This is a genomic window from Sphingomonas sp. 3-13AW (assembly GCF_049311085.1).
Classification (GTDB): Bacteria; Pseudomonadota; Alphaproteobacteria; order Sphingomonadales; family Sphingomonadaceae; genus Sphingomonas.
Map to the genome: position 1 here is coordinate 1 of NZ_JASNVZ010000015.1, position 21,833 is coordinate 21,833.

Consider the following 21,833-nt stretch of genomic DNA (forward strand, 5'->3'; position numbering starts at 1 on the left):
CCCATGCCGCCTGCAGCACCGCCCCCGCCGCCGCCGCCTCCGCCCGCTCCGCCACCGGCGCCGGTTCTCCCGCGTTCGCCCGCCGCGATCTGGAATCGGGAGCCCTGCCCCATCGCCGACAGCGACGGCGCGCCGCCCCGGCACGACGGGCGCGGTGAACTCCCCCCGTCCCCGGACGTTAATCTGGATAAGCTTCATCACGGGGACGAACCATGAGCATCTTCGGAAAGATCAAGACGGCCGTGTTCGGCAAGGACGGCGGCCCGTTTGGCGACAATTATTTCGGCCAGAAGGATCGCGCAGCGGCCAAGGCCGAGACCGTCACCCAGACCAAGACCGTGCCGGTCCATATTCCCGATCCCGTGCCCGGCACCAACGTGCCCCCGCAGACCACCGGCGCCGAGCCGACCAGCGGCCAGCCCGTCGATGTCGAGGCGGTGCTGAAGGCGCGCGAGGCCAGCCACCCCGGCCTCAACTGGCGCACCTCGATCGTGGATCTCATGAAGCTGCTCGACCTCGATTCCAGCCTTGAGAACCGCAAGGAGCTTGCAACAGAGCTCGGCTATACCGGTGCCAAGGACGGGTCGGCAGAAATGAACATCTGGCTGCACAAGGCGGTGATGCGCGAACTGGCGGCGAACGGCGGCACCGTCCCGGCTGATTTGCGCGACTAACGGAGAAGAAGGAATGGATAGCAGGAAGCTCAGCTTCGGCCTTGGTGTGTTCAGCCTCGCATTGGGGGCTGCCGAACTTCTCGGCGCACGCCGCATCGCCCGTTCGCTCGATGCGGACGGGCATGAGGGGCTGGTGCGGGCCTTCGGCGCGCGGGAAGTGGCGGCGGGCATCGGCCTGCTTCAGGCGCCCGCCCATTCCGCGCGCATGTGGAACCGCGTCGTCGGCGATGCGATGGACCTGACCGCCCTCGGCCTCGCCGCCACCAAGAGCCCGCGCAACCGCGCGATCTGGGGCGCGGTCGCCTTTGTGGTCGGCGCCATCGCGATCGATACCATCGCCGCGCTGGGGCTGGAGGCGAACGGCAGCAAGATCCTGCCCCGTCGCCGCGGCGGCGATCTCGACCACGACGACACCGCGACCGCCGGCGCCTGATCCGTCGGCTTCCGCTTCGCCCGCGTCCGTGCTCCTGCAGGGGGTACGGGCGTGGCGGGCGGCTGGCGGCGATGATGGCGCCTGCCTCGCGGGCACGCGCAACTCCGGAACCCCGCTCCCGCCCCGGCGGTTGGAACGGGCAAGACAAACCAGGAAGGACTTTCATGGCCAAGGCCAACGCTCCCCATCGTCCCACCCCCGCGCGCCCGCGCCTCCTCACCGCCGGCATCGGCCTGCTCGGGGTCGCGCTGGGTCTTGGTGGCTGGCTGTTCGCGCGTCAGCAGCGGGAGGTTCGCGCCGGCGACGTCGGCACCGGCGAGCATGTCCCCGTCGACCTCGCCCTCGACAAGCCGCATCCCGGCCCCAACGATCGCGCGCCAGAGGCATTCCGCCCCGATCCCACCGCGCCGGTGCCGCCGGGCGAGCGCGAGGCGCTGCGCCCCGCCACCGGCCCTGCCCCGACCCTGGTGCAGGATCGCGGCAGCATGCGCAGCCAGACGGGCAGCAGCAACGCCTGATTGCCGCACCAGCGAAGGGTACCGCTCCCACCGGGCGTGCCCTTCGTTCCCTCGGGAGGGCGGTCTTGTAATGTTGCGGTACAGCAATGACCGTGTTTTGTTATCTCCTAACGCTTGACGGGGGGTGCCGCATGCGCGAAGCAATCCCCGCTATGAAATCCACCCTGATCCAAACTGCCGCTGCGGCCCTCGCGCTTACCCTTCTCGCGGGCTGCGAACAGAAGACCGAGACCGTCGATGGCCGCGCGCCGGACCCGATGGCTTCCCAGCTCGCCAACGCAGCGCCGGTGGAACTGCCGCCTGCGGTCAAGGCGACCAGCACATTCCGCTGCAAGGACAACACGCTCGTCTACGTCGACTTCTTCTCGGGCGACAAGCTGGCCAACCTGCGCACCGAAAAGGGCGGCACCGCCGTCGCGCTCAAGGCTGAAAACGCTGGCGATCCGCTCGTTGCCGACGGCTACAGCCTGACCGGCGATCCCAAGGCGATCACCCTCACCCGCCCGGGCAAGCCGGCGCAGAGCTGCAAGGCCTGACCGGCCTTTCTTCCACCCGATGATCCGGGGCCGGTGGCAGCGATGCCGCCGGCCCTTTTCCTTTGTCGCTTCAAGGGTCTAGGCTCGCGCGATGGCCGGTCTCGCCCAACTCGATCCCCAGACTCTGCTGCGCGCCTACGCCATGGGCGTCTTCCCCATGAGCGACCACCGCACCGCCGAATCCGTCTATTGGGTAGAACCCCGCCGCCGCGGCATCCTCCCGCTCGACGGCTTCCACTGCTCGCGCTCGCTGCGAAAGACGATCGCCAGCGACCGCTTCCGCGTCACCACCGACCAGGCATTCGCCCGGATCGTCCAGCTCTGCGCCGAATCCGCCGCCGATCGCCCGGAAACCTGGATCAACGGCCCGATCGAGGACGTCTTCCTCCAGCTCCACGAACTCGGCTTTGCCCATTCGGTGGAATGCTGGGACGGCGATCGCCTCGTCGGCGGCCTCTACGGCCTCGCCCTCGGCCGCGCGTTTTTCGGGGAAAGCATGGTCAGCCGCGCCACGAACGCGTCCAAGGTCGCGCTCGCCTGGCTCGTCGCCCGCCTGCGAGTCGGCGGCTTCACCCTGCTCGACTGCCAGTTCCAGACCGACCACCTCGCCACGCTCGGCGCGGTGGAAATCGACCGCGCGGATTATTCGGTGCTGTTGGAAGCCGCGCTCGGCGCCGGGTTCACCGGTTCGCTCGGCGCAGCCGGAGCCGGCGCGGACGATTGGTCTGCCGACTTCTTCGCGCTGGAACGCGTGGCCGCACCGCCGCCGCCCGCCGGCACCGTCTCCGGCCCGGTTTCCGGGAAAGTCATCGTGCAGCTCTTGGGCCAGACGTCATAGATCGGGTGCTGGACGACGTTCAGCGATGGCCGTTCCTTGAACAACCAGCCCGAGAAAGCGCGGCGCCATTTGCGATCGCTACCGCGCACGTCCATCTGCACGAACGCGCCGGTATATTGCTCCTGCTCCCACGGCGCCGTGCGCTCGCAGGCACGTAAGCGCACAACGACATCGCCGATCCGCCGCGCCTCGCCCGGCTTCATGGTGATGTCGCGCGTGTCGCCGTTGCGCTTGTTGAGGAAGCCGATCACCGCAACCCGCTCCGCCATCGGCGTCGCACCCGGCACGGCAACGACGTCGCCGCTCGCCGCGACACTGACGACGTCGGCGGCAGGCGCCGCTCCGTCGCTCTCGAACGCCACCGCGTCCGGGTCGGGAGAACCGGCGCTACGCTCGCTACCGGGACGCAACAGGAACCAGGCCGCTGCCGCTACCAGTACTGCCAGTACCAGCCCGATCAGGGCCAGGCGGCGATTCACGCGTCGGGGCTCCACGCCTCATAATCGCCGGTTGCGCGCACGCGTTGACCGCCCTGGTCGAGCGCGCCCGGCGGCCGCCATGCGAGCGGCGTTCCGGTGTGGTTGCTCTCGGGCGGCTTTTCCCACGGACGGACCGGCGGCAAGACGTCGTCCGGCAAGCCGTCGATCTGGTGGTGCAGCCAGCTGAACCACTCGGGCGGGACCCGGCTCGCGTCATTGCTGCCCGAATAGATCACCCAGCGGCGGGGCTGGCCGTTCGTATCGCGGCCGCCCTCATAATAGACGTTGCCGAGCGAATCGGTGCCCATCTTTTTCCTGCTGCGCAGTGCAAGCGTGGTGCCGATGGTGGCGCCGTCCCACCAGGTGAAGATCGATTTGAGCATGCCCATGTGCTGCCGCTTACCCCTGCCGACGCTTGCCAGCAACCGGCTTCGCACCTGCGCGCCCGCGAAAGCCGTGGATCCCGTGCCGCATCATTTGGCGGGAACGTCCTTCCACTGCACCTTGTCGCCCTCGGCGATGCCGAGTTCCGCCGCGCGTCCGCCCCGAATCTCCAGGACCGCGCTCACCGGTTCACGCGACGCGACCGGCGTTTCGGAGAAGGGAATGGTGTTCTCGACCAGCGTGGCGACCGTGCCGTCGGGGCGAATGAACAGGATGTCCAGCGGCGACGGCGTGTTCCTCATCCAGAAGCTCGCGACCTTCGGCGCACCGCCACCTGCAGGATAAGGCGCGAACAACATTCCACCGTCCGCGGGAATGTTGGTCCGGTACATCAGCCCGTCCGCCTGCTCCTTGGCGGTCCGAGCGACCTCTACGTTGAAGCGGTGGGTACCCCCTGCGCTCTCCACCGTCACTTCCGTGCGCACCAGTCCAGCGGCGGCGGAATTGCCGGCTTCACCGCCGTTGCTCGTGCATGCCCCGCATAGCGACATCGCCGCTGCGACCAGCATCGCCTGCACGCTCTTCTTGATCACGCTATGCCCTCTCGACGACTACGGCGAGCAAACCACGCTCGCCCTCCACAACCCGCGCCTGAATCGGCTGTTCGGGTTCCAGTTCCTCGATACCACCGCGGCGCAGCGTTTCCATATGCACGAACACATCGGCCCCGTCGCGCTGGCGCAACAGGAAGCCATAGCCCTTCAGACGGTTGAACCATTTGACCGAAACCGGCTCGAAATCCCCTGCTGATGCGATCAGGTCGGTGCGATCCGTGCGGGGAGCGGGTCGCGGACGCCGCTCTTCCACGGCTTCGGAGAGGTCGATCGCAAGAATCTCGCGGGCCTGCATGCCGCGTTGCCGCTGTGTTGCGAGGCAATCGACCCGCGCCCCTTCCGGCAGAGTACGGCGTCCGTGCGTTTGCAGCACGGAGAAATGCACCAGCACGTCGCCATGCGCCGGATCATCCGCGACAATGAAGCCAAAGCCACGCGTCACATCGAACCATTTGACGACACCAGACACGGCGATGGCCACATCGGCCTCACCGGTCTCCACCCCATGATCTTCGCGCGCCTCGCCTTCGCGGTCGAGCGGTGCGCGCTGCGGTTCTGCACGCATGTCTTGTTCCCCCGAAGAAAGACCTATCACAGCTCCCGGCGCGATGGCGATGTTTTGTTTCGAGACTAGGCTTCGAATAGAAATGCCGTGTCTTCCCCGGGCGTAAGGCGCACGATTCGCCATGCCAGTGGGGGCGCGTGCCCTGCGCGAACCATGGCCCCGACTTGCTTTCGCATGAGTTCCTGCTCCGCAGCGGTTGTCGAAAATGGCCCTATTCTTCGGCGCTTGGCGAACTGCAGCGCGATTTGGACGGCCTCGGACGGAGATGTGGCCGCGGCCGCGTCCACATCCTCTGCCTCCACCCCGGCGTGCCGCAACGCCTCTGCTACCCGGCGCGCACCAAGGCCCCGTCGGCCCATTGAAGCAGCCTTGCTCTCGGCGAAGACACGGTCGTCGACATAGCGCAGCTCCGCCAGGCGTTCCGCCAGCGAATCGATCGGCGGAGCCTCCTCCCCTTCCCAGCCGCGCTCGCGCAGCTTACGGGCAAGATACTGACGCAACCGTGCTCGCGTGGTCGCGTAGCGCTCGACGTATCGCAGCGCCAAACGCTCCAATGCACCTGCATCGAGCGGCTTCGGCGAAGCGGTGGGGCGGCGAGCGTAGGACATGCGCCATGTTTGTGCCACACTAGGCAGTGATTTTGAACGGGATTGCGGTGACGCTGGCCGTCGTGCCTACGCGCGCTGGATGGCGTGCCGTCGCCGCAGGGAGGGCGCTTTTTTTGACGAAGAACACCGATATGGAAGCTATGGCACAGGGCGGCACGCCCACGAAGGATACGCTGCCGCGCCGCTTTGCCGACTTCGATACGTTGGGCGAGGCGCTGGATTACGCCGCCACCGGTGTTCGCGGACTGAACTTTCATGACGCGCGTGGCACGCTGGTGCGCGCCTATACCTATGCCGAGCTTCGCGAAGATGCGCTGGACCAGGCGCGCCGCCTGCTTGCCGCCGGCGTGCGCCCGCAAGAGCGGATTGCGCTCGTGGCAGAGACCGGTCCCGAGTTCGCGAGCCTGTTCTTCGGCGTAATCTATGCCGGCGCGTGGCCCGTGCCGCTGCCGCTGCCCACCTCGTTCGGCGGCCGCGAAGCCTATGTCGAGCAGTTGCGCGTGCAGCTTTCCAGCTGCGACCCGCGCATGCTGATCTTCCCGCCGGAGCTGGCGCAGATGGCAGCGGAAGCCGCACGTCTCGCCGGCGTCGAGGGCATCGACTGGTCCGAGTTCAGCATGCGTGCCGCCCCTGAAGCGCCGCTGCCGACCGCGCGGGGCGACGACATCGCCTATCTGCAATATTCCAGCGGATCGACGCGCTTTCCCCACGGGGTCGCGATCACCCATCATGCGCTGCTCAACAATTTGGCCGCGCACAGCCATGGCATGGAGGTCGTCGAGGGCGACCGCTGCGTTTCGTGGCTGCCCTGGTATCATGACATGGGGCTCGTCGGCTGCTTCCTGTCGCCGATCGCGAACCAGGTTTCGACCGATTACCTCAAGACCGAGGATTTCGCGCGCCGGCCGCTGGCATGGCTGGACCTCATCAGCCGCAACCAGGGGACGACCCTCTCCTACTCGCCGACCTTCGGCTACGATATCTGCGCCCGCCGCATGTCGAGCCAGACCAAGGCGTCGGACCGCTTCGACCTGTCGCGCTGGCGCGTGGCGGGCAATGGCGCCGACATGATCCGCCCCGACGTGATGCAGAGCTTCGTCGACGCGTTCGGCGACGCGGGCTTCCAGGCATCCGCCTTCCTGCCGAGCTACGGCCTCGCCGAAGCCACGCTCGCGGTGTCGATCATGCCCCCGGGCGAGGGCATCCAGGTCGAGCTGGTCGAGGAGACCGAGCTGTCCGGCGGCGACCGTGCGGGCGATCGGCCGCAGCGGTTCCGCGCGATCGTCAACTGCGGCAAGCCCGTGCGCGACATGGTCGTGCAGATCCGCGAGGAGGACGGCACCCCGCTGCCTGAGCGCGCGATCGGCAAGGTCTGGTGCAAGGGCCCGTCGGTGATGGTCGGCTATTTCCGCGACGACGCCGCGACCGAGGCGTGCATGTCCGACGGCTGGCTGGACACCGGCGACATGGGCTACATGTCCGAAGGCTATGTCTACATCGTTGGCCGGGCGAAGGACATGATCATCGTCAACGGCCGCAACCACTGGCCCCAGGACATCGAGTGGGCGGTGGAGCAGCTCCCGGGCTTCAAGGCCGGCGACATCGCTGCCTTCGCCATCACGACGCCCGGTGGCGAGGAAACCCCGGCGGTGCTGGTCCAGTGTCGCGCATCCGACGATGCAGAGCGCCAGCGCCTGCGTGAGGAGATCCGGGAGCGCGTGCGTGCCGTGACCGGCATGAACTGCGTGATCGAGCTCGTCCCGCCGCGCACCCTGCCGCGCACCAGCTCGGGCAAGCTCAGCCGTGCCAAGGCGCGCAATCTCTACCTCAATGGTGAGATCAAGCCCTACGATATCGCCGCCTGACACCCCTGACTGCCGGTCTTGGCAGTCACTGTTCGCCTTTTCCCGCTTGGGCCTTGCCCCGGGGCGAAACGGCGGATAGAGGGCGGGCAATAGGAGTGTAGCTCAGTTGGTAGAGCATCGGTCTCCAAAACCGAGGGCCGTGGGTTCGAGTCCCTCCACTCCTGCCAGCATCTTCCGCCGCCTCGCCTGAGGCGGCGGCAAGAGCCTCCCCGCAAGCCTATCGAGAAGCAGCGACAGATCCCGGCGCCTGTGTGCAGGTGCGGCAGTTTGTTCCTGTGGGGTGCGTAAGCGACTGCTTCCCCGCCGTGCCGCGGCCTCCATTCGTCCAGCCACCGCTTGCCCGCGTTCGCGCCGCAGCTTAGGAGGTCCGGGTCCTTCGCAGTTGCGAAGGGTTCCCTGGCAAGCCCTTCGGCGTGCCGCTAGCCCTTCGGGACTTCGTCGATGTTTCGCGCGCTCTACGACTGGACGCTTCGCCTCGCCAATCACCGCCACGCGGTCCGCAGCCTTGCGGTGGTGTCCTTTTGCGAAAGCTCCTTCTTCCCGATCCCGCCCGACGTGGTGCTCGTGCCCGTCGTCCTTCAGCACCGCGAGCGCGCCTATCGGATCGCCGCGATCTGCACGATCGCGTCGGTGCTGGGCGGCATCATGGGCTATGCGATCGGCTACTTCCTGTGGGACAGCCTGGGACAGTGGCTGATCCGCGTCTACGGCCTGCAGGACAAGGCCACCGAGTTCCACGATTGGTACGCCAAATGGGGCGCCGCGATCATCCTGATCAAGGGGCTGACCCCGATCCCGTTCAAGCTGGTGACGATCGCCAGCGGCCTCGCGAAGTTCAACTTCGCCGCTTTTGTGGCGGCAGCGGTGGTGACGCGCGGGTTCCGCTTCTTCCTGATCGCCTTCCTGCTCAAGCGCTATGGCGCGCCCGTGCAGGCGTTCATCGAGCGGCGGCTGAACCTCATCGGCATCCTGGTGCTGGTGGCGCTGGTCGGCGGGTTCCTCGCGGTCGGGCTGATCTGAACCACACCCGGCCGGGACCCTTGCGGAGGCCCGGCCAACCACCGCTTGCACGCTGCGGGCTTCGTCGCTAGATACTGGGCCCAATCCGACAGCGTGGATGGCCTGCGCCGGTTCCTTCGGAAGGAACCGGGCAGCGGACCCTTGCCTCGCGGTTGGTGACGCACAAGACATTCAGGTGAAACAGTGGCGAAGACATCTCCGGCAGAGTTCATCCGCCAGGTCCAGACCGAGACCAAGAAGGTCACGTGGCCGACGCGCCGCGAAACGGTGATGACGGCAGTGATGGTGGTCATCATGGCAATGGTGCTGGGTGTCTTCTTCTTCGCGGTGGACTCCGGGTTCGACGCGATCGTGAAGCTGCTGCTCAGCCTGACCGCCTAAAGGATTCTGCATGTCGCGCTGGTACATCATCCACGCCTACTCCGGGTTCGAGAACAAGGTCCGCGACCAGATCCTGTCGGACGCCACCCGCCTTGGCCTCGACCGGCTGGTCGAATCTGTCGAGGTGCCGGTGGAAACCGTGACGGAAGTCCGTCGCGGCAAGAAGGTCCAGTCCGAGCGCAAGTTCTTCCCGGGCTATGTCCTGGCCAAGCTGGACATGAACGACGACGTCTATCACCTGGTGAAGAACACGCCGAAGGTGACCGGCTTCCTGGGCTCGTCGGGCAAGCCGCAGCCGATCAGCGAGGCCGAGGCCGCGCGCATCCTGAACACCAAGCAGGAAGCCGCCGCTGCACCCAAGCAGAAGATCAAGGTCGATTTCGAGATCGGCGATTCGGTCAAGGTGCTCGACGGTCCGTTCGCGAGCTTCAATGGCCTGGTCGAGGAACTCGACTTCGACAAGTCGAAGGTCAAGGTGTCGGTGTCGATCTTCGGTCGCGCCACCCCGGTCGAACTCGACTTCGAGCAGGTCGAGCGCTCGAAGTAAGCCGCACGCGATTAGCAGACGCTAATCACGAAGCGGCGCACTTCCGTCGCGCCACACGAGAGACATGGAAAAGCCGGGGCGAAAGCTCCGGCTTTTTCGTGGATGCGCCGATCAAGCCAGGGGCGAGAGATGCTGATGTCCGGCATGCCCGTGGATATCGGCCTCATGATGCTCGTCATGATGATTGACCTGCAGCAGGTTGATCGAGCCGAACCGCACCCCCCGCTCGGCGCGGATGATGTCGGTGAATGCCCGCACCGCCTCCGTCCGACCGCGCAGGATCACGGTCTCCAGGCTGTTGAAGTGATCGAGCCGGACAATGGTGCTGGCTGCCACCAGATCGTGATGGGCGTGCTGTAGCTCGGCAATGCGCTGCGGCAGGGATCGCACGCGCCGATCCACGACATAGGACAGGCAGCCCACACAATAGGCCGCGGCAGGCGTCTCGCCGCGCCAGCGTTCGAGCCCTTCTCGAACCAGGTCGCGCATCGCTTCGGAACGGCTGGCATATCCGCGCGCAGCGGACATGTCGTCGAGGCTGGCAGCCAGAGGCTCATCGAGCGAGATGGTGATGCGTTGCATTCTGCAGCCATACATCGCGCCGGGCACGGGCGCACGATACGTAGAATGCCCCATGGTTGCAGCGGACGGTAATCAGCTCGCATCCCGATACCGGATCGCCGCATCAGTTGAAGCTGTATCGAAGCGAGGCGCGGACCTGGCGCGGCTCGACGGGGTGGAGGTGGTAATCCTCGACGCCCTCGCCTGGCTCGCCCGGCAAGCGCGAGGCGTAGAAGTAGGTAATGTCCGCCTTCCGGCTGTTGAACAGGTTGAGGACGTCGAGCCCGAGGCGCAGATTCCCGACCCGATAGTAGGCGCCGGCGTTGACCAGCGTCGTCGGATCCGACCGCGCGCTATTGTCCTCGACCAGCGGCGCGGCGCCGAAGTGTCGCAACCGTGCCGTCAGGGTGAGCGCAGGCACGGGCGTCCAGGTAATGCCTCCTGACAGGACCTCGCTGACCGCATTCGGGATGCGATCCTCGCCCTTGGGCACCCCGCGGAAGCGCGCGTGCGTGAGCGCACCTTGCGCATCCAGCACCAGCGTCGATCCCGCTCGCCAGAACAGGGTCGCCTCCGCGCCATAGCGCCGAGAGGCAGCACTAGGTTCGGTCGTGCCGGCGTCCCCCACAAACACGAGCTCGGACTGAAGGGTCAGGTGATAGGCTGCAACCGTCGCGCTGACCGCCCCTGTTTCCAGGCGGGCACCAAGCTCCTGGCCCCGCGCGCGGACGAGGAGTTGCACCGGGTCGGTTGCCGCACCGGTTGCCGGATCGATCCTTGTCGTCGCGCCGCGCGCATCGTTGGAATGATAGCTCTCCCCGTAATTGGCATAGAGTTCGAGCGCGGGAGCAATCCGCCACGCCAGCGCCGCCTTGGGGGCCAGGAGCGCGTCATTTCCCGAACCGGAATTTACCGGGAGGTCCGATCGCACGTCATAGCCATAGAGCGCCGCATTGGCGCCGAGCGTGAGCCGCAGCGATGGCGTGAGCGCCGCTTCGACCTCGGCCGACGCATTTCCGCTCACTTCGTCGACGCGGTCTTGCCGAATGGTACCCGTGCGGACCCCACCCCTGCTGGTGTAGACCCCGACCTTGTCGATGCGATCGTAGCGAAGGTCGGCGCCCATCGCCAAAACAGCCGGCACGCCGAACAGGGTCGTCTCGGGAAAGGCATGGCGCAGAGATCCGCCGAAAATCCCGCGCCGGTCCGCCTGCTGGAACTCGTCGCCGTTCACCGGATCATTGAGGAAGTAGGTGAAGTTCGAGGTCAGGCGAAAATCATAATAGGTCGCAAAGGCGCTCGCACGCGTACCACCGTCATGCCATTCGCCGCCCAGGTCTAGCCGGGTCGTCCGACCGCCCAGATCAGGATCGATGTAGCCGTACCGCGAAATCTCCCCGTTCTCGATCGAGCGCAGCGGTATCTGGTCGGTTGAGGCCCAGGTGGCGTGATAGCCGCTGAACTTCACGCTCCATCCTGCCGCCTCCGTGCCGCTCGTATAGTGCGCCAGGCCGTTCAGCTTGCGCAGGTCTTCGTCCAGCACCCACGGCCCGTTGGACAGCGTCCCGTCGAGCGCGAGCAGCAAATTGCCCTTGTCCAGGGCGGTACTGCCGGCTGCCAGCGCGCGAACATAGCCATAGCTGCCGACCGTGACCTCGGCGATCGGGGCCGGCAGGGATGCGGCTGTCCTGAAGTTTACCGTTCCTGCGGCCGAGAAGTCGCCCGCCTCGGCGCGGTAAGGGCCTTTCGAATAGTCGATGCGCTCGACCAGTTCGGGAATCAGGAAGTTAAGGTCGAGGTATCCCTGGCCGTGACCGTGGCTGCGCATGTTGATCGGCACGCCGTCGACAAAACCGGCCAGGTCGGTCCCGTGATCCAGGTTGAAGCCGCGAAGGAAATACTGGTTGGCCTTGCCGGTACCCGAATGCTGGGTGGCGATCAGTCCGGGCACGTTTTCCGCCAGTTCGCCGACGCGCGATACGGGACGATTGGCGAAATCGTCGTAGCCGACCGTGCCCTGCGACGCGCTCGTGGCGGTGCCGATCTGCGGCAGGGCACGGCCGTACACGATGATCTCGCCGCCATCCCGGGAGTCCTCACGGTCGTCCGAAGCTTCGCGTTGTTGAGCCGCTGCGTCTCCGACGAACAGCAGCGACGAGATGGCGGTCGCTACCACAGCCCGGGCCATCGTCCTCGACACATGCGCCTCCTTTCCCGCCGCGACGGACATGAGGGGTCGGCCGCCCGGAAGGCGTCCCGAGAACAGAGATTTGGGCGAACTCGGAGGTAAGCAGTTTTTCCTGCTTCTGCTTAACCAGACCACCCCGGGGCTCGTAATACGGACAAGCACGTACCGACCTCGGGGGTCGAAGGGGGCGAACCGATGCCATGCTGCGAAAGCCAGGATTCTGAGGCAATCCGACCCCGTTTCCGGCGCTGCATGGTACCCGGAGGAGACTCGGGGCAGTTTTGCGGTTAAAGGCGCCCTACCGAGGCTGCGGCGACCGCGGCCCTAAACGGATGTACCATGGCAGGATATAAGGCTCCCGACTTCAATCAACGTGCAGCATCGGCGCGAGCCGCCAAGGAAGCTGCACTCGAAAAGCTGCGCAACAAGCCCGTGGCCGATCCGGCCGCGATTGCGGCGCGCGAGGCAACCCAGGCTGCCCGCAAGGCCGCGGCGGCCGAACGCCGCGCCGAGCGTCAGGCAGCAATCGATGCTGAAAAGGCCGCCAAGGTTGCGGCCGCCGAAGAGGCTCGTCAGGCAGAGACCGCGGCTGCGCCCAAGGCCCCCAAGAGCGAGGAAGAGCTGAAGGCGGCGCGCGACGCGCGCTACGCAGCGCGCAAAGCCCGCAAGCGGTGACCCCGCGCGAGCTGATCGGGGTCGCCGAGGTACCCGGGGGACCGCCGCTACGGCTGGTCCGCCACGGCGGCGACTTCATCATCATGCTCGAACGCAACGAACTGATGAGCAGTCGCATGCGCGGTTCGGAAATCGCGCTCGGCACGATGACGTGCGCCCGCCTGGGCAAACTGTCGGCGCCGCGGCTGCTGATCGGCGGCTATGGCATGGGCTTCACGCTGCGGGCCGTCCTGGGCGCGGTGGATGCCGATGCCGAGATCATCGTCGCCGAGCTGGTGCCCGGCATCATCGAATGGGCGCGCGGGCCGATGGCTGCGCTGGCCGAGGGATGCCTCGACGATCCGCGCGTGACGATCCGGATGGGCGACGTGGGCGCGGCAATCGCCGAAGCCGCAGCTGGTCCGGTCAACGGACGATACGACGCGATCCTGCTCGACGTGGACAACGGCCCGGACGGACTGACGCGACAGGAGAACGACGGCCTCTATACGGCACGCGGCCTTGCACGGGCGCGCGCGGCGCTGCGGCCGGGCGGGATCCTGGCCGTGTGGTCGGCGGGAACCGACCCGGCGTTTGCCAAGCGGCTGGCGCAGGGCGGCTTTGCGGTCGACGAAGTGCGGGTGCGCGCACGGGAAAATGGCAAGGGGCCGCAGCACGTCATCTGGTTCGCCCAGGTCTGACCAGGCCCAGCCCCTGCCTCGCGCAGGACATTGCCAACGCGGCAGTTTTCGGCTAACGGCGCCGCTTCCAACGTCATGCGTGGAAACTTGTGCGGGAGGCGTCTGCCCTTTTTGGGGCGGCCGATCGAACCGCTAAACTTGAAACGGGCGAGGCCTTGGTGCCCTGCCCCGATACAGAGTGAGAAACATGGCAAAGAAGATCACCGGCTATATCAAGCTGCAGGTTGCAGCTGGTGCCGCCAACCCGTCGCCGCCGATCGGCCCGGCGCTGGGTCAGCGCGGCGTGAACATCATGGAATTCTGCAAGGCGTTCAACGCGCAGACCGGCGACGTCGAGAAGGGCACCCCCCTTCCCACCGTCATCACCGTCTATGCCGACCGCTCCTTCTCGTTCGAGACCAAGACGCCGCCGGCGACCTACCTTCTCAAGAAGGCAGCGAACCTGAAGTCGGGCTCGAAGGAGCCGGGCAAGGTGACCGCGGGTTCGATCAAGCGTTCGCAGCTGGCCGACATCGCCACCGCGAAGATGAAGGACCTGAACGCCAACGACATCGAGGCAGCGACCAAGATCATCGAAGGCTCCGCCCGCGCGATGGGCCTCGAAGTGGTGGAGGGCTGAGATCATGGCCAAGCTGACCAAGAAGCAGAAGACCTGGACGATCGACAGCGAGAAGCTGCACGGCGTTGACGAGGCAATCGCCCTGGTGAAGTCCAACGCGACCGCCAAGTTCGACGAGACCGTCGAAGTGTCGCTGAATCTGGGTGTCGATCCGCGCCACGCCGACCAGATGGTCCGCGGCGTCGTGACCCTGCCCAAGGGCACCGGCAAGACCGTCCGCGTGGGCGTGTTCGCTCGCGGCGCCAAGGCTGACGAAGCCACGGCAGCCGGTGCGGACGTCGTCGGCGCCGAGGACCTGATGGAAGCCATCCAGGGCGGCAAGATCGACTTCGATCGCTGCATCGCGACCCCGGACATGATGGGCCTGGTCGGCCGTCTCGGTAAGGTGCTGGGTCCCAAGGGCCTGATGCCGAACCCGAAGCTCGGCACCGTGACCATGAACGTCGCAGCCGCCGTCGAAGCCGCCAAGGGTGGCCAGGTCGAGTACCGCGTCGAAAAGGCCGGCATCATCCACTCCGGGATCGGCAAGGCATCGTTCCCGGCCGAGGACCTGCGCGCCAACTTCGACGCGCTGGTCGACGCCGTGGTCAAGGCCAAGCCGGCTGGCGCCAAGGGCAAGTACCTCAAGAAGGTTGCGCTCTCGTCGTCGATGGGCCCGGGCGTGAAGGTGGACGTGGCCGAGGTCGCAACCGCCTGATCCCTTCGGGATACGGACGAAACGAAGAGGGCCGGGAGCAATCCCGGCCCTTTTTCTTTGAACCCACGGCACGACGCGGCTTTCCCGTCGGCAGCCCAGGTTTTTGCCGAGGCTTCTCCAGCACTTCGCTGACCCTATACGGAACAGTACGTATGTCTTTCGCCGCCCGGACGGGTGGATGCTCCCCTTCCAGAACAAGCGCCGGCCGATGAGGACCGGCAGGCCCTGAAACGGGGCAGAAGGGGACAATAATGACACGCATCCGCGTTCCGATGGCCGTGCTGCGGCTTGCCGCGTCCACCCTTGCGATCGCGCTGGCCGGCAGTGCCGCCGCGCAAACCTCCACACCCGCGGATGCGGATACGCCAGCGGCCGACCAGAACCAGATCGGCGCGCCCCAGACCGAAGCCCCGGATCCCCAGCAGGAGGACACCGGCGGGGAAGTGGTCGTCACCGGCTCCCGCATCGCCCGCCCCACCCTCGATTCGCCGATCCCCGTCACCAGCCTGACCGGGGCGGATCTGACCCGAACCGGCTCGATCGCGGTGGGCGACGTGCTCAACGACCTTCCGCAGCTGCGCTCGACCTACAGCCAGGCGAACTCCACCCAGTTCATCGGCACGTCGGGCCTGAACCTCCTCGATCTTCGCGGCCTCGGCGTCACCCGCACGCTGGTGCTGGTCAACGGCCGCCGCCACATCACCGCCTCGGAAGGGGACTTCCTGGTCGACGTCAACACGATGCCGACCGACCTGCTGGAGCGGGTCGACATCGTGACCGGCGGCAGTTCGGCCGTCTACGGCTCCGACGCGATGGCCGGCGTCGTCAACTTCGTGATGAAGCGCGACTTCGACGGCGTCACCCTGAACGCGCATGGCGGCGTCAGCGATCGCGGCGATCGCGGGACCTATCGCCTCTCAGGCACCTTCGGAAAGAACTTCTCAGAGGGTCGCGGCAACGTCGCGGTCGACCTCGCGTACAACCAGCAGAACCTGCTGACCTATCTGGACCGGCCCGGCCTGACCGGCGCCTTGACCGGTCGCCGCCAGTTCCAGCTCGTCAACAATCCCGCGCTCGATGATAACCTGCCGGACCGCGTCTACCTCAACCGGGTTCACAGCTACGGCTACGACAACGGCGGCAACTTCATCGCGTATAACGGGTCCAGTTCCCGTGCGTGCGGAGGCGGCGTCGCCGGGGCCTGCCTCCCCAATGGCTTCCCGCGGATCTTCGGCTTCAACCCGAGCGGCGGCCTGTACGAATATAACTACGGGGAGGACTTCCGGCCCGCCGGCTCCAACAACAACAACAACGGCGACGGCGCCATTCTCAACGATCGCGGGACGCTGACCCCTTCGCTCAAGCGCTACGTCGCCAATCTCTTCGCACATTACGACGTCTCCGACGCCTTCAAGCCGTTCCTGGAAGCCAAGTTCGTGCGCGTCGAGAGCTTCAACCAGGGCACGCCCACGTTCGGCACGGGCGGATCGCAGGGTGCTACGGGTGAAGGAGAGACCTTCCTGGGATCGGGTGTTCCGATCTACTTCGACAACCCGTTTCTTCAGCCGGCTGCCGCGGCTACGATCCGCTCGCTGCTGCCCGCGGGGTCGGAGTATTTCCGCCTGAACCGCAACAACAACGATCTCGGCACGAGGGACGAGTACGACCGCCGCGACACCTACCGCGTCGTGGTCGGCGCCGAGGGCACGTTCAACGAGGACTGGAAGTACGACTTCGCCGTCAATTACGGCGAATTCCACAGCCGTTCGCGCTTCTACAACAACCGGATCGAATCCCGCTTCCTGAACGCAGTCGATGCGGTCCGTAACGCGGCCGGACAGATCGTTTGCCGGATCAATCAGGTGACGGTGACAGATCCGGGCTGCGTGCCCTTGAACCTGTTGGGCAATGGTGCGCCCAGCCAGGCAGCGCGGGACTATATCAACACCACGTCCAGGCGCCGGGGCAAGGCGACCGAGCTCGACATCAGCGCCAACCTGGTCGGCGACAGCTCCCAGTGGTTCGAACTGCCCGGCGGGCCGGTCCGGTTTGCGGTGGGAGCAGAGTATCGGCGGGAGACCGCAAGCTACTCCTATGATGACCTCGTCAAGTCGGGCGACACCTTCCTGAACGCCATTCCCGACTTCGACCCGCCGTCCTTCGCAGTCAAGGAAGCCTATGGCGAGCTCGAGCTCCCGATCCTTCGCAACGTGCGCTTTGCTGACGAACTCACGATCAACGGCGCGGTGCGCGTAGCGGACTATAAGGGGGCGACCGGGACGGTCTGGGCCTGGAACGCCGGCGGCATTTACGCGCCCATCCCCGACATCAAGTTCCGCGTGAACTATTCGAAGTCGGTCCGCGCTCCCACGCTCAGCGACCTCTACGCATCCCCGTCACAGGACTTCAACCTGCTGAACGACCCGTGCGACGTGAACTTCATCGACACCGGGCGACCGAGCCGGCCGGCGAACTGCGCTGCCGCGGGCGTACCGGTAGGCTTCGTCAACGACATCGCCCGCGCCGGAAGCATCGAGTTCCTGTCAGGCGGCAATCCCAATCTGGAAGCCGAGCGTTCGCGCAGCTGGACCTATGGCTTCATCGTCCAGCCTCGGTTCGCGCCGGGCCTCGCGATCACGGCGGACTATTACAACATCCGCATCAAGAACGTGATCAGTCCGGTCGATGCGCAGACGATCCTGGATGCCTGCTACGATGCGCCGTCGCTGGACAATGCGTTCTGCTCGCTGATCTTCCCACGCCAGCCCAACAGCTATTTCGCACGCCCGGCACTGCTTCAGAGCACGGTGAACTTTTCGGCGCTGGTGGCGAAGGGCATCGACCTCGACATATTGTACAACCATCGCTTCGACGGGGATAACCGCCTGGCCCTGCGGGTCATCGGCAACTGGGTGCAGAACCGCACCGACTTCCCTTACATCGACAATCCGGAACAGCCGGACCGAGTGAAGGGCGAGTTGGGCGACCCGATCTGGAACGTGAACTTCTCGGCCGACTTCACGCACAAGCAGTTCACGCTCGGCTATCAGCTCCGCTACATCGGGCGTCAGTCGATCACCGATTGGGAGGCGCAGCATGCCTATGACGGCAACCCGCCGCTCGATCCGGACTATGCGAACGTGGTCTACTATCCGCGCGTGTTCTACCATGCGCTGCGCGCCTCGGCGGAGGTGAACAACAATTTCCGCTTCTATGGCGGCGTCGACAACCTCACCAACAAGCGGCCGCCCTATGGGCTGCTCGGCAATGGTGCGAACGACGCCATCTTCGATAACGTCGGCCGGTTCTTCTACATCGGCGCATCCGTCAAGATGTAGGCGGGACCACGTCAGCGGACGCAAGACCGGCAGGAGTATCGTCCTGCCGGCTCTTTCTTGCGGGCGCGCCCGGCCGTTCTACTTCGCTGCAAACCGCACGCCCTCGGTACCATATACCTCCGGCATCCAGTCCCGGGTCACCAGGACGGTGTCGCCCTTCCGGACCTGTGCGAAGAGGAGGGCGGCGAATTCGTCGGGAACGCCGATGCAGCCGTGGGTCGCGTAGCGGCCATCGACGTCCTCGCCCGATCCGTGGATGGCGATCCCGTCCCAGGTGAGCCGCAGCATGTACGGCATGGGCGCGTTGTAGAGGTTGGAAACATGGTCGCGATTCTTCTCGAGGATCGGGAAGCTGCCGGTGGGCGTAGGCTTGTGGTCGGCCCCATAGATGAGCAGCGTCCGCCCGATCTCCACCCCACCCCGATAGACGTAGAGCCGCTCGCGGCGCAGATCGGCGACGATGGCAAGCTTTCCCGGCGGCACGCCTTCTGGGGCCCAGAGATATTCGCCGGGTTGAAGCGTGCCGCCCGTTTCCATGACGCTCACCACCCGTGGCTGCGCAGGTGCGGCGCGCGCCGGCACCGCCAACAGCGCGCCGCCGGCGAGCATGGAAGCAAGAAGAAGGGAACGGGCAACACGCATCGAACAGGCTCCGGGCCGCGGCACCACACCGCGGGCGCAGCTCTTAACGGTTTGTTTACCAGTTTTGCTCCGCCGCGCACCTGTCGGTGCCAAGCCGTTGGCGCTGCCCTGTTTCACCGGGGGACAGCTGACGGTTTTGCTTGCTTCGTCGCGCCGGTCTGCTATGGGCGCCAGCTGATCCGGCACGCGCTTGCGTCCGGCTCGCCGTCCGAGACAGCAGGTGCCGGCTTCCGGCTTAATGTCCTGCCTAGACGGGGAATGCGATTCTTTCCTGGTTCCGCGCAAGCGGCGCCGGGTCCGCCATCGGGTTGATCCGTTGGCACCAGAGCCCATGCCCCTCGGACACGTCGCCCCCGGTGGTTCGCCACCGGGACATGTACCGGGCTGTGCCTCGCGCTCAGCCCATTTGTGAGGAGAACGGCATGGATCGCGCTCAAAAGAGTGAGCTGGTATCCGAGCTGAACCGCACCTTCAACGAGGTCGGCGTGGTGGTCATCACCCGCAACCTCGGGATGACCGTCGCCCAGTCGACGGCACTCCGCACGAAGATGCGCGAAGCCGGCGCCAGCTACAAGGTCGCGAAGAACCGCCTTGCCAAGATCGCAGCGGAAGGCACCGATTACTCGGTTATCGCCGACCTGCTGACCGGGCCGACCGCGCTTGCGACGTCTGCCGATCCCGTGGCTGCTGCCCGGGTCGTCAACGACTTCGCCAAGACCACGGACAAGCTCGAGATCGTTGGCGGGGCGATGGGCGGCCAGCTTCTCGACGCGGAAGGCATCAAGGCTCTGGCCGGGCTGCCGTCGCTCGACGAGCTGCGCGCAAAGATCGTGGGGCTCATCGTGGCACCTGCGACCAAGCTCGCGACCATCACCCAGGCACCGGCGGCTCAGATCGCCCGCGTGCTTGCGGCGCATGCGGACAAGGAACAGGAGGCCGCCTGATCGGCGCCCCTGCCCTGACTATCAACCCGAACTATCTGTTTTTGGAGACTACACATGGCTGACCTGAACGCGATCGTCGACCAGCTGAGCGAACTGACTGTCCTCGAGGCCGCTGAGCTCTCGAAGCTGCTCGAAGAGAAGTGGGGCGTCTCGGCCGCTGCTGCGGTTGCAGCTGCTCCGGCTGCTGGCGGCGCTGCTGGCGGCGCTGCTGCTGCTGAAGAGAAGACCGAGTTCGACGTGATCCTCACCGGCGACGGTGGCAAGAAGATCAACGTCATCAAGGAAGTCCGCGCGATCACCGGCCTGGGCCTGACCGAAGCGAAGGCTCTCGTCGAGGGCGCGCCGAAGCCGATCAAGGAAGGCATCGCCAAGGACGAAGCCGAGAAGATCAAGGCTCAGATCGAAGGCGCCGGCGGCACCGTCGAAGTCAAGTAAGCGACGTCCGGCATACGCCGGACGGCACTTGCCGACACAGGAAGGGGCGGTTCCGCAAGGAACCGCCCCTTTTCTTGTGCGTGCAAGGCCCACGAAGAGTAGAGCGTCGGGACGAGGGTTGAGGACGCCGCCGCCCCACGGGGAAGATACGGCCAGAACCGCGCAGGGGTTGGGAGACGCCCCGAACCCTCAGCGCGACAATGGGACGGTCAGTCCCGCCGCACCTCGCCGTGCATGCGCGCTTCGAGGCGGTCGACCATGCGATCACCGCGATCGACGAACACCGGCGCAAGCTTTTCGCTGTCGGCGATCTGCCGGCCGACCACAAAGGCGACGCGAGTGCGGGCTTCCTGACCGTCTGCCCAGCGATAGCGCGCGTCGATGGCCATGACCGGCACGAAGAAGCGCCGCTCGCCCGCGGTGAGCACCGCCACATTGGCGAGCGGCAGGGAAACGGTGGCCTCCACCTTGCGGGCCTCGTGCGGCTCCAGCGGGAACGGCTGCAGCATCGCGTGCGGCGGCACCTCTGCAAAGAAGCGCTCGATCAGTGCGTCCTGATCCGGGCTGGCGCTGAACATGGCGGTCGCGAAGCGCAGCTCGGACACGGCCATGTCGGTCGGGTTCCCGGCGCCGAGCTCGAACCGCACGACCGCCTTGTCGCCCTCGGTCCCCATCGCGAAGGGAAGGAAGGAGAAGTCGAGCGGCGGATGCTCGACCTTCGGCGCGGGCGGCGGCGTGCGGAACGCGGTCGACACGACAAGGCCCTCCGGCTCGGCGACTGGCCGCGTGAGGAAGCTGGGCGTGGCCGGCAGCGACTCCGGCTGCACCTCCGGAGAAGCGGGCACGCTTGCGGGCGTCGTCTCGACCGGCCGCTTCAGGAAGCGCGGCTCGGCAGGAGCAGGATCGACCGGCGCGACGGGCTCCACCTTTGCGACGGCAGGCGCGACTGGGGCGACCGGGGTAGCAGGAGGCGCGGCTTCAACGACCTCTTCCACTTCGTCCTCGGGTTTGCGACGGCGCCAGAACAGCAAGGCGGCGAGTGCCGCGACCGCCCCTACGGCAAGCAGGACCCACAGCAGCGAACTGCGCGAGCCGCCCTCCGCAGGCTCGATGGGCGCAGCAGGCACCACGTCCATTTCGGGCGTGGGCTCAGCCACGGGCTCAGGCGCGGCTTCGATTACCGGTTCCGGTTCGGGCCCGACCGCGGGGGCTGCGACGGGAGCCGGCTCCGACGTGGCTGTTGCGACCGGGCTGGGTGTCGCCGCCGGCGTCGGGCGAGCGCGCGGAGCCGGGGTCGCAGCAGGTGCCGGGGTCGGTTCGGCAGCTGCGCGGGGAGCCGGGGTCCGCCGGCGAACCGGCTCGGCCGGCGACGGCTGGGACTCCGGATCGGTCACGCTGTTACCCGGCGGCAGCGTCCAGGGCAGCGGGATCGGTGCGGGCGCGGCGTCCTGCGCTGCGGCGGCCACGGGCATGAACAGAACGGCGGATGCAGCAAGGGCGCGGATGGTCATGCCCCGCCAACGCCGATCCGCGCGCTCGCCGCCAGCACCTCCGACACCCGTGCGCGACGAACCGTGCCATCTCCGCGCCAG

Annotated in this window: 24 protein-coding genes, 1 tRNA gene and 1 pseudogene; 17 read left to right on the forward strand and 9 right to left on the reverse strand. The window is 66.5% G+C overall.

Translation table 11 applies throughout. The features are described 5' to 3' along the window. Positions 1 to 212: 212 nt before the first annotated feature. From QP045_RS14775 to aat, 5 genes are all read left to right on the forward strand, one after another. Complete coding sequence (locus QP045_RS14775) at positions 213 to 674, forward strand: DUF3597 domain-containing protein (protein WP_422515762.1); 462 nt, start codon at positions 213 to 215, stop codon at positions 672 to 674. Between the two features lie 13 nt (positions 675 to 687). After that, the gene (locus tag QP045_RS14780) at positions 688 to 1,107 is read left to right on the forward strand and encodes a hypothetical protein (RefSeq protein WP_422515763.1); all 420 of its coding nucleotides are present in this window, start codon (positions 688 to 690) and stop codon (positions 1,105 to 1,107) included. Positions 1,108 to 1,271: 164 nt separating this feature from the next. Continuing rightward, positions 1,272 to 1,625, forward strand: a complete 354-nt coding sequence (locus QP045_RS14785) for a hypothetical protein (protein WP_422515764.1) — start codon at positions 1,272 to 1,274, stop codon at positions 1,623 to 1,625. A 152-nt stretch (positions 1,626 to 1,777) separates the two neighbouring features. Then, positions 1,778 to 2,161, forward strand: coding sequence for a hypothetical protein (locus QP045_RS14790; RefSeq protein WP_422515765.1), 384 nt, complete (start codon positions 1,778 to 1,780; stop codon positions 2,159 to 2,161). Positions 2,162 to 2,252: 91 nt separating this feature from the next. Further along, positions 2,253 to 2,999 (forward strand): leucyl/phenylalanyl-tRNA--protein transferase, encoded by a 747-nt coding sequence (aat, locus tag QP045_RS14795; RefSeq protein ID WP_422515766.1) that lies wholly within the window; start codon positions 2,253 to 2,255, stop codon positions 2,997 to 2,999. Positions 3,000 to 3,034: 35 nt separating this feature from the next. Here aat and QP045_RS14800 read toward each other — a convergent pair. The 5 genes and pseudogenes from QP045_RS14800 to QP045_RS14820 form a co-directional block, all read right to left on the reverse strand. Next, positions 3,035 to 3,268 (reverse strand): annotated as a pseudogene (locus tag QP045_RS14800) (DUF2155 domain-containing protein); the annotation flags it as partial. A 206-nt stretch (positions 3,269 to 3,474) separates the two neighbouring features. Next, the gene (locus QP045_RS14805; RefSeq protein ID WP_422515767.1) at positions 3,475 to 3,867 is read right to left on the reverse strand and encodes an NADH:ubiquinone oxidoreductase subunit NDUFA12; all 393 of its coding nucleotides are present in this window, start codon (positions 3,865 to 3,867) and stop codon (positions 3,475 to 3,477) included. A gap of 84 nt (positions 3,868 to 3,951) precedes the next feature. Continuing rightward, complete coding sequence (locus QP045_RS14810) at positions 3,952 to 4,455, reverse strand: DUF192 domain-containing protein (protein ID WP_422515768.1); 504 nt, start codon at positions 4,453 to 4,455, stop codon at positions 3,952 to 3,954. Position 4,456: 1 nt separating this feature from the next. Further along, positions 4,457 to 5,041 carry a cold-shock protein gene (locus tag QP045_RS14815; protein ID WP_422515769.1) on the reverse strand — a complete coding sequence of 195 codons (585 nt, stop codon included), beginning with the start codon at positions 5,039 to 5,041 and terminating at the stop codon, positions 4,457 to 4,459. Positions 5,042 to 5,106: 65 nt separating this feature from the next. Continuing rightward, the gene (locus QP045_RS14820; RefSeq protein ID WP_422515770.1) at positions 5,107 to 5,649 is read right to left on the reverse strand and encodes a regulatory protein RecX; all 543 of its coding nucleotides are present in this window, start codon (positions 5,647 to 5,649) and stop codon (positions 5,107 to 5,109) included. Positions 5,650 to 5,780: 131 nt separating this feature from the next. Between QP045_RS14820 and QP045_RS14825 the strand changes: the two genes are divergently transcribed. From QP045_RS14825 to nusG, 5 genes are all read left to right on the forward strand, one after another. Further along, entirely contained in the window at positions 5,781 to 7,514 is a 1,734-nt protein-coding gene (locus QP045_RS14825; RefSeq protein WP_422515829.1) for a fatty acyl-AMP ligase, read from the forward strand. A 91-nt stretch (positions 7,515 to 7,605) separates the two neighbouring features. Beyond that, a tRNA-Trp gene (locus QP045_RS14830) sits at positions 7,606 to 7,681 on the forward strand. Positions 7,682 to 7,955: 274 nt separating this feature from the next. Continuing rightward, on the forward strand, positions 7,956 to 8,534 hold the full coding sequence (locus tag QP045_RS14835) for a YqaA family protein (protein ID WP_422515771.1): 579 nt from the start codon (positions 7,956 to 7,958) through the stop codon (positions 8,532 to 8,534). A 183-nt stretch (positions 8,535 to 8,717) separates the two neighbouring features. Further along, positions 8,718 to 8,915: a preprotein translocase subunit SecE gene (gene secE, locus QP045_RS14840; RefSeq protein ID WP_422515772.1), complete on the forward strand. Its 198-nt coding sequence runs from the start codon at positions 8,718 to 8,720 to the stop codon at positions 8,913 to 8,915. A 10-nt stretch (positions 8,916 to 8,925) separates the two neighbouring features. Continuing rightward, positions 8,926 to 9,462, forward strand: coding sequence for a transcription termination/antitermination protein NusG (nusG, locus tag QP045_RS14845; protein ID WP_229363680.1), 537 nt, complete (start codon positions 8,926 to 8,928; stop codon positions 9,460 to 9,462). A gap of 111 nt (positions 9,463 to 9,573) precedes the next feature. Here the strand turns inward: nusG and nikR are convergent, their stop codons facing one another. After that, on the reverse strand, positions 9,574 to 10,044 hold the full coding sequence (nikR, locus tag QP045_RS14850) for a nickel-responsive transcriptional regulator NikR (protein WP_422515773.1): 471 nt from the start codon (positions 10,042 to 10,044) through the stop codon (positions 9,574 to 9,576). 103 nt (positions 10,045 to 10,147) lie between these two features. After that, positions 10,148 to 12,211: a TonB-dependent receptor gene (locus QP045_RS14855; RefSeq protein WP_422515774.1), complete on the reverse strand. Its 2,064-nt coding sequence runs from the start codon at positions 12,209 to 12,211 to the stop codon at positions 10,148 to 10,150. 339 nt (positions 12,212 to 12,550) lie between these two features. Here QP045_RS14855 and QP045_RS14860 point away from each other — a divergent pair, with 339 nt between their 5' ends. The 5 genes from QP045_RS14860 to QP045_RS14880 all read left to right on the forward strand — a co-directional run bounded on the left by QP045_RS14860 (position 12,551) and on the right by QP045_RS14880 (position 18,220). Next, entirely contained in the window at positions 12,551 to 12,886 is a 336-nt protein-coding gene (locus QP045_RS14860) for a DUF6481 family protein (protein ID WP_422515775.1), read from the forward strand. Next, entirely contained in the window at positions 12,883 to 13,566 is a 684-nt protein-coding gene (locus QP045_RS14865; RefSeq protein WP_422515776.1) for a spermidine synthase, read from the forward strand. Before QP045_RS14860 ends, QP045_RS14865 begins: the two co-directional genes overlap by 4 nt. Positions 13,567 to 13,753: 187 nt before the next feature. After that, on the forward strand, positions 13,754 to 14,185 hold the full coding sequence (rplK, locus tag QP045_RS14870; protein ID WP_422515777.1) for a 50S ribosomal protein L11: 432 nt from the start codon (positions 13,754 to 13,756) through the stop codon (positions 14,183 to 14,185). A 4-nt stretch (positions 14,186 to 14,189) separates the two neighbouring features. Next, a complete protein-coding gene (gene rplA / locus QP045_RS14875) occupies positions 14,190 to 14,882 on the forward strand; it encodes a 50S ribosomal protein L1 (RefSeq protein ID WP_422515778.1) in 693 nt (230 codons plus the stop codon). Between the two features lie 251 nt (positions 14,883 to 15,133). Then, complete coding sequence (locus tag QP045_RS14880; RefSeq protein ID WP_422515779.1) at positions 15,134 to 18,220, forward strand: TonB-dependent receptor domain-containing protein; 3,087 nt, start codon at positions 15,134 to 15,136, stop codon at positions 18,218 to 18,220. Between the two features lie 78 nt (positions 18,221 to 18,298). Here QP045_RS14880 and QP045_RS14885 read toward each other — a convergent pair whose 3' ends face one another. Continuing rightward, the gene (locus QP045_RS14885) at positions 18,299 to 18,862 is read right to left on the reverse strand and encodes a L,D-transpeptidase family protein (RefSeq protein WP_422515780.1); all 564 of its coding nucleotides are present in this window, start codon (positions 18,860 to 18,862) and stop codon (positions 18,299 to 18,301) included. Positions 18,863 to 19,284: 422 nt separating this feature from the next. Between QP045_RS14885 and rplJ the strand changes: the two genes are divergently transcribed. Both rplJ and rplL read left to right on the forward strand, forming a co-directional pair. Further along, a complete protein-coding gene (gene rplJ / locus QP045_RS14890; RefSeq protein WP_125960767.1) occupies positions 19,285 to 19,806 on the forward strand; it encodes a 50S ribosomal protein L10 in 522 nt (173 codons plus the stop codon). Positions 19,807 to 19,860: 54 nt separating this feature from the next. Further along, positions 19,861 to 20,241 carry a 50S ribosomal protein L7/L12 gene (gene rplL / locus QP045_RS14895; RefSeq protein ID WP_422515781.1) on the forward strand — a complete coding sequence of 127 codons (381 nt, stop codon included), beginning with the start codon at positions 19,861 to 19,863 and terminating at the stop codon, positions 20,239 to 20,241. 209 nt (positions 20,242 to 20,450) lie between these two features. Here the strand turns inward: rplL and QP045_RS14900 are convergent, their stop codons facing one another. Then, positions 20,451 to 21,752, reverse strand: a complete 1,302-nt coding sequence (locus tag QP045_RS14900; RefSeq protein WP_422515782.1) for a hypothetical protein — start codon at positions 21,750 to 21,752, stop codon at positions 20,451 to 20,453. Positions 21,753 to 21,833 lie beyond the last annotated feature (81 nt).

Coding starts and splice junctions, on each gene's coding strand:
- QP045_RS14775 (WP_422515762.1), top strand. CDS start 213: ATGAGCATCTTCGGAAAGATCAAGACGGCCGTGTTCGGCAAGGACGGC.
- QP045_RS14780 (WP_422515763.1), top strand. CDS start 688: ATGGATAGCAGGAAGCTCAGCTTCGGCCTTGGTGTGTTCAGCCTCGCA.
- QP045_RS14785 (WP_422515764.1), top strand. CDS start 1,272: ATGGCCAAGGCCAACGCTCCCCATCGTCCCACCCCCGCGCGCCCGCGC.
- QP045_RS14790 (WP_422515765.1), top strand. CDS start 1,778: ATGAAATCCACCCTGATCCAAACTGCCGCTGCGGCCCTCGCGCTTACC.
- aat (WP_422515766.1), top strand. CDS start 2,253: ATGGCCGGTCTCGCCCAACTCGATCCCCAGACTCTGCTGCGCGCCTAC.
- QP045_RS14805 (WP_422515767.1), bottom strand. CDS start 3,867: ATGGGCATGCTCAAATCGATCTTCACCTGGTGGGACGGCGCCACCATC.
- QP045_RS14815 (WP_422515769.1), bottom strand. CDS start 5,041: ATGCGTGCAGAACCGCAGCGCGCACCGCTCGACCGCGAAGGCGAGGCG.
- QP045_RS14820 (WP_422515770.1), bottom strand. CDS start 5,649: ATGTCCTACGCTCGCCGCCCCACCGCTTCGCCGAAGCCGCTCGATGCA.
- QP045_RS14825 (WP_422515829.1), top strand. CDS start 5,781: ATGGAAGCTATGGCACAGGGCGGCACGCCCACGAAGGATACGCTGCCG.
- QP045_RS14835 (WP_422515771.1), top strand. CDS start 7,956: ATGTTTCGCGCGCTCTACGACTGGACGCTTCGCCTCGCCAATCACCGC.
- nusG (WP_229363680.1), top strand. CDS start 8,926: ATGTCGCGCTGGTACATCATCCACGCCTACTCCGGGTTCGAGAACAAG.
- nikR (WP_422515773.1), bottom strand. CDS start 10,044: ATGCAACGCATCACCATCTCGCTCGATGAGCCTCTGGCTGCCAGCCTC.
- QP045_RS14855 (WP_422515774.1), bottom strand. CDS start 12,211: ATGGCCCGGGCTGTGGTAGCGACCGCCATCTCGTCGCTGCTGTTCGTC.
- QP045_RS14860 (WP_422515775.1), top strand. CDS start 12,551: ATGGCAGGATATAAGGCTCCCGACTTCAATCAACGTGCAGCATCGGCG.
- rplK (WP_422515777.1), top strand. CDS start 13,754: ATGGCAAAGAAGATCACCGGCTATATCAAGCTGCAGGTTGCAGCTGGT.
- rplA (WP_422515778.1), top strand. CDS start 14,190: ATGGCCAAGCTGACCAAGAAGCAGAAGACCTGGACGATCGACAGCGAG.
- QP045_RS14880 (WP_422515779.1), top strand. CDS start 15,134: ATGACACGCATCCGCGTTCCGATGGCCGTGCTGCGGCTTGCCGCGTCC.
- QP045_RS14885 (WP_422515780.1), bottom strand. CDS start 18,862: ATGCGTGTTGCCCGTTCCCTTCTTCTTGCTTCCATGCTCGCCGGCGGC.
- rplJ (WP_125960767.1), top strand. CDS start 19,285: ATGGATCGCGCTCAAAAGAGTGAGCTGGTATCCGAGCTGAACCGCACC.
- rplL (WP_422515781.1), top strand. CDS start 19,861: ATGGCTGACCTGAACGCGATCGTCGACCAGCTGAGCGAACTGACTGTC.
- QP045_RS14900 (WP_422515782.1), bottom strand. CDS start 21,752: ATGACCATCCGCGCCCTTGCTGCATCCGCCGTTCTGTTCATGCCCGTG.